Annotated in this window: 5 protein-coding genes; 1 reads left to right on the top strand and 4 read right to left on the bottom strand. The window is 27.9% G+C overall.

Features of this window, described 5'->3' with window-relative positions:
- Positions 1-76: 76 nt before the first annotated feature.
- A complete protein-coding gene (locus tag CLCHR_RS23695) occupies positions 77-1,015 on the bottom strand; it encodes a DUF6414 family protein (protein ID WP_079442406.1) in 939 nt (312 codons plus the stop codon).
- Between the two features lie 518 nt (positions 1,016-1,533).
- On the opposite strand from CLCHR_RS23695, the gene CLCHR_RS23690 reads away from it, so the two are divergent.
- Complete coding sequence (locus tag CLCHR_RS23690) at positions 1,534-2,508, top strand: alpha/beta hydrolase (protein ID WP_079442405.1); 975 nt, start codon at positions 1,534-1,536, stop codon at positions 2,506-2,508.
- 85 nt (positions 2,509-2,593) lie between these two features.
- Here CLCHR_RS23690 and CLCHR_RS23685 read toward each other — a convergent pair whose 3' ends face one another.
- The 3 genes from CLCHR_RS23685 to hemL form a co-directional block, all read right to left on the bottom strand.
- Entirely contained in the window at positions 2,594-3,151 is a 558-nt protein-coding gene (locus CLCHR_RS23685; RefSeq protein WP_079442404.1) for a DUF3867 domain-containing protein, read from the bottom strand.
- Between the two features lie 187 nt (positions 3,152-3,338).
- The gene (locus tag CLCHR_RS23680) at positions 3,339-3,977 is read right to left on the bottom strand and encodes an epoxyqueuosine reductase QueH (RefSeq protein WP_079442403.1); all 639 of its coding nucleotides are present in this window, start codon (positions 3,975-3,977) and stop codon (positions 3,339-3,341) included.
- A 67-nt stretch (positions 3,978-4,044) separates the two neighbouring features.
- On the bottom strand, positions 4,045-5,328 hold the full coding sequence (gene hemL, locus CLCHR_RS23675; protein ID WP_079442402.1) for a glutamate-1-semialdehyde 2,1-aminomutase: 1,284 nt from the start codon (positions 5,326-5,328) through the stop codon (positions 4,045-4,047).
- Positions 5,329-5,373: the final 45 nt, after the last annotated feature.

The raw sequence follows: 5,373 nt of genomic DNA, 5'->3' as shown, positions 1-5,373 counted from the left end.
GTAATATATATTATCATGTATTCTATTGATATACAAGTGTTTTTCTGCAAAATACATTTTAAATATAATAAAATTTTTACATGTAAATGTTTAACGGCATAATTTGTATTGCACATTCATTTATTCTAAAATTGGGGAATTCCGGTACTAGAATATTATTCTTTCTTAAACATTCTAAAAGAGGTTTACATTGTTCAAAAAACTTTTCATAAAATTCTTCCTGCCCTGTTTTTCTCAATAAACTTATAGTGTCACATTCTTCTGTACATGTTTTAATCACCTTACCGATTACTTTACAATGACAATTAACATTATCAAAAACGTTATATCTATTGTTCATAAAGTTTTCCTTATTTACAGTTAAAATTGCCGTTCCATTCCCGCATTTCATTATTAGATCCACCGTATTATTATATGCCAAAATACTTTTTACATAGTTTAACATCTTTAAAAACATAGTAAAATCAATTTTCCCATCACACTCTTTGGTCACTGTGTTTAAATAATCATCTCCAAATATAGTTATTAGATTTATTAAAGTATCAATAAATGGCAGAACGCCTTTATTGGTAATAGTTCCTTCAAGCTGTATTAAATCACCTGGATATATGTTATTATTTTCAATATCATCTTCGTTTTTCTGATGTAGATGTTTGTGCTCATTAAAATAATCCATTAAACTTCCATTTAAAACAAAGGTCGTGTACGTTGTTTTAATCTGTTTTTCTTCTCTTATGAACTGTTTTGCATCAATATCTTTATCCACATGATGATTCAATAAGTTATTATTTGCATTTAATTTATTTTTATCCCTAAAGCCTTTTCTTTCAATTCTTGAAATACTACCTTGATTAGAACTTTCAATTCTGTCACCTTCATGATATCCTGCAGATAAAGTCCTATCAAAGGCTTGAGTTCTAGTTATTGTTTCTATAAATCCAGTTAATACTAGTGAAGATAAATTTCTCACTAAGTTTTCATCTAAATAGACAAGCACATCAAAAGAATTGTTCATAATATCTCCTTTCAAAAGGATTAATTCTAATTGTTCTGTTCTTATATATTATTAATATTCATATAAATATAAAATATTATTTTAATTATATATTTACTTAGCAAAACACCATTGTCTCTCAATATATTACAAAATTCTTAATTTACGATTTTTACTAATTTCCTATGATATAATTTTATAGTATAAATTATTATTGATATACAAACTCTATTAAAGTGTTTAGCGTAGTTCTAAAAAATAATTTGTAATTAATATTATATAGAATACTTATAAATGCTAGTTATTATATAAATTTATTAATATTCTATAAATTTTATAAGAAAGGAGATAAGCCTAATAAAGTAAAACTTTTCAGGTGGAAGTTTTAACTCCAGCTGAATTTAGTTTAATTTATACCCATAAAGGGCACAATGTCCGTGAGTTTGCAGCCGTTATCTCCGATTTGAAAAAAATATGATTTTACGGATGCTAGATATCGGATAAGTATATTTATTTCTATATATTAGGCATATATTTTAATGAAGAAATTTTTTAAAATGTTTTTTCTGATTTTATTTATTACAATTATTGTTTTAGCTATAGTATTTTATAAGAGAATTATGTTGTCTTACAGAATAGCTGATAAATACATCTCCTTAAAAAATCATGTATGGACTACTCAAGACTTTACTATGAATAAATCATCAAGTTCTATGAATTATAAAGATGTAGTCTACAAAAATACAAACGGAGTGCCTTTATCCTTGGATATCTATGGGCCAATAAATCAAGTTTATAAATCTTCTCCAGTACTTATATATGTACATGGTGGAAGCTGGGCCTATGGTGATAAAAGTATTCCTGAGGCTATAAGTCCAATTCTTGATACATTCAGAGAACAAGGATATACAATTATAAGTACTTCATACGAGCTTATGAGAAATAAGGAAAACTTTAGCAAGCAAATTTCAGATGTAAAAGACACAATAAGATGGGTATATAAAAATAAATCTACCTATAACCTTAATACAGATGAAATAGGGGTTATCGGCGTTTCTTCTGGCGCTCATCTTTCACTTATGGCAAGCTATAGCGATAATAATGAATTTATAGACGATACAGATTTGAGTAGTTATCCATCAAAAGTCAAATACTTAATTGACTTTGCAGGTCCAACTGATTTAACTCTTTTAAATACTACAAGCTTAAACTATGATTTATCAAAAATTTTTGCATCTATTACAGATAAAGAAGGTGTAGAAAAAATATATAACCCTATAAACTATGTTGATCCAACAAATCCAAATACACTTATAATTCACAGTAATTCAGATGCTATGGTTCCATACGAAAGTTCTAAACAGCTTTATAATAAATGTATTGAAGTTAATGCGAAAGCTAAACTTATCACCTTAAATAGCAGTGCTCATGACCTTTCAACTATATCAAATGATGATATTATTTCTATTTCTGAGGGATTATTGAAATTTGTCATATTCAATTCTCCATTATAAAGTGAAAAATGCAGTACAAAAATCTTAATTTTAGATTCTTGTGCTGCACTTTTTTACCATTTAAGGTCAAAACTTTAACATATTTTTAGTACTCATAACTTTTCGTATTTTCACATAAAACTATATTTATTTTCTTATCTTCAATTACTTTTTTATATGAACATAAAAATTCATTTAATTCAGTATCATTTAAATCTATATTCTTCTCACTTATTAAGAATACCTCTTCGTTTTCTAGGAATATTTTAAGATCATTTTTTTCATTTTTTATAAAGTATTCTGACATTGATTTAATTGATATTCTGCTCTTATATTTTTCTTGAAAACCCATAGTCTTTTTAATAGTGCTATAATTAGTATTTGAACTTTTTGAACCAAATCCCGGAATATTTAGCTGTTGTTCTATCATAGATGGATCTAATCCATATCTCTCTAAAAATTTTTTTTGAATATTAATAAGCTTATCTTGTGAAATATTGTTTTCTTCCATATAAGCCATTATATTTTTAGAGAAATCGGCCATGTTCATTTTTCCTTCAGCTAATTTATAATACATAGAATAAATATACTCTTCAAATTTATCTATATCTTTATCTTTAACTTTATTTTTCAATTCATTAAAGTCTATGATTTTATCAGACATATTAATCCTCTCCTTTACACTATTATATAATAAAAAGTATTTATCTGTTGTAAATTTTTTATTACATTTATAAAGTGAAACTTTTAAGTTGGAGTTTCATATAGATGAAGTCTTACGAATGCTATCTATCGGATAAAAAAGATATTGCTATATGTATTATGTTTAAAAAAATTCATATTACTATTCTTTATACCATTGTATCATCTGAATTAATCCTCTCATTATAAGAAAAAACGCATCCACAATAATCTTGTCTATATAAGTTATATTCTTTAGATAACTCAATAGAACGTTTATATCCTTCTTTCTTTTTAAAATCTGAATATAAGTATTTAACTCCGTATTCCTCACTTAAAATTTTTCCTATTTCATTTAGCTTTTGTGCATTCTTATGTGGGCTTATAGATAAGGTAGTAGTAAAATAATCATAACCTTTTTCACTTGCAATAAGTGCCGCTTCTTTAAGTCTCAATTCATAACACTTAAAACATCTTGCACCACCTTCTTTTTCCTGCTCTAATCCCTTTGATATCATATAAAAATTTTCAGTATCATATCTACCTTCTATAAACATTATTTCATGTTTAACTTTAAGTTCAGATATAAGTCCCTTTTGTTCTGCTACTCTTCGCGAGAACTCTTCTAATGGATATATATTTGGATTATAAAAGAAAATTGTTATGCTGAAATACTGAGATAAATATTCCAGTACATAGCTGCTACAAGGAGCACAGCAGCTATGCAGTAACAAAGTTGGAACTTTTTCTTCTTTAACCAAATTTTCTATTAGGGAGTCTAATTCCTTTTGATAATTAATTTTATTCATATGTAGTTCATTCCTTTTATAGGTTTTATATTATGCTAAATACTATACATCATTTTATATAAACTTGTTAAACTTCACTTGCAGCAAATTTCTCGAAAGCATTTAAGAATGTATTAATATGGTTTTCTTCATGCTTAACACTTAAAAACAGTGCTTCAAATTGTGAAGGAGGTATATTTATACCACTCTTAAGCATGTGCTCAAAGTATCGATTAAATCTCTCAACATCACAAGTTTTCACATCGTCATAAGTTCTAACTTCTTTTAAGTTACTAAAGAATATTGTCATCATTCCTCCAACTCTATTCATTACTACTGGAAGATTATATTTTTGAGATATTTGTAATATTCCTTCTTGAAGTTTAATTCCTATATTTTCAATATGATTATAATAGTCTAAGTTATTTTTTAGTTTAGCTAAAGTTGCAAGCCCAGCGGCCATAACTATAGGATTTCCTGACATTGTACCTGCCTGATATACTCCTCCTAAAGGCGCTAAATTCTCCATTATTTCTCTTCTTCCTCCATATGCTCCACATGGTAGTCCACCACCCATAATTTTTGCATATGTAACTAAATCCGGTTTTACCTTAAATAAAGATTGCGCACCTTTAAATGCAACCCTAAAACCATTCATAACTTCATCAAATATTAATAATGACCCATATTCGTCGCAAAGTTCTCTTAATGTTTCCATAAAATCATCTTCTGCTTTTATTACTCCCATATTTCCAGCTACAGGTTCAATAATAACACCAGCAATTTCATTACCATATTTCTTAAATAATTCTGTAATTTGTTCCTTATCATTATATATACCAATTAAAGTATTTTCTATACTTTCAGTTGGAACACCAAGTGAACCTGGTATCCCTCCAGTAATTACACCTGAGCCTGCTTCAATTAAAAATCCATCGAAATGCCCATGGTAGCATCCTGCAAATTTAACTATTCTTTTTCTATTAGTGTATCCCCTTGCAAGCTTTACCGCACTCATAGTAGCTTCTGTTCCTGAGTTAACCATTCTAATCATTTCGATATTATCTAAACTAGTGCACATAAACTTAGCCAGATCCAATTCTAATTTTGTTGGCGCTCCAAAAGCTAAAGCCTTTGAGCTTACTTCCTTAATCGCTTCTACAACATCTTCATCACAGTGACCAAGGATTAATGGTCCCCAAGCCAACACAAAATCTATATACTCGTTATCTTCTTCATCTTTAATTACTACACCTTTTCCAGACTTTATAATAGGTGGATTTATCTTTACTCCCCTAAAAGCCCTAACTGGACTGTTAACTCCCCCAGGCATATACTGTTCTGATTCTCTAAATATATCAATATTTTTCATAATAATATCTCCTTAGCCCGCATAAAATCTATAAATATTTATATA

The sequence above is a fragment of the Clostridium chromiireducens genome, from assembly GCF_002029255.1.
In the GTDB taxonomy this organism is placed as follows: domain Bacteria; phylum Bacillota; class Clostridia; order Clostridiales; family Clostridiaceae; genus Clostridium; species Clostridium chromiireducens.
This window is presented reverse-complemented; position numbering and strand designations above follow the sequence as displayed.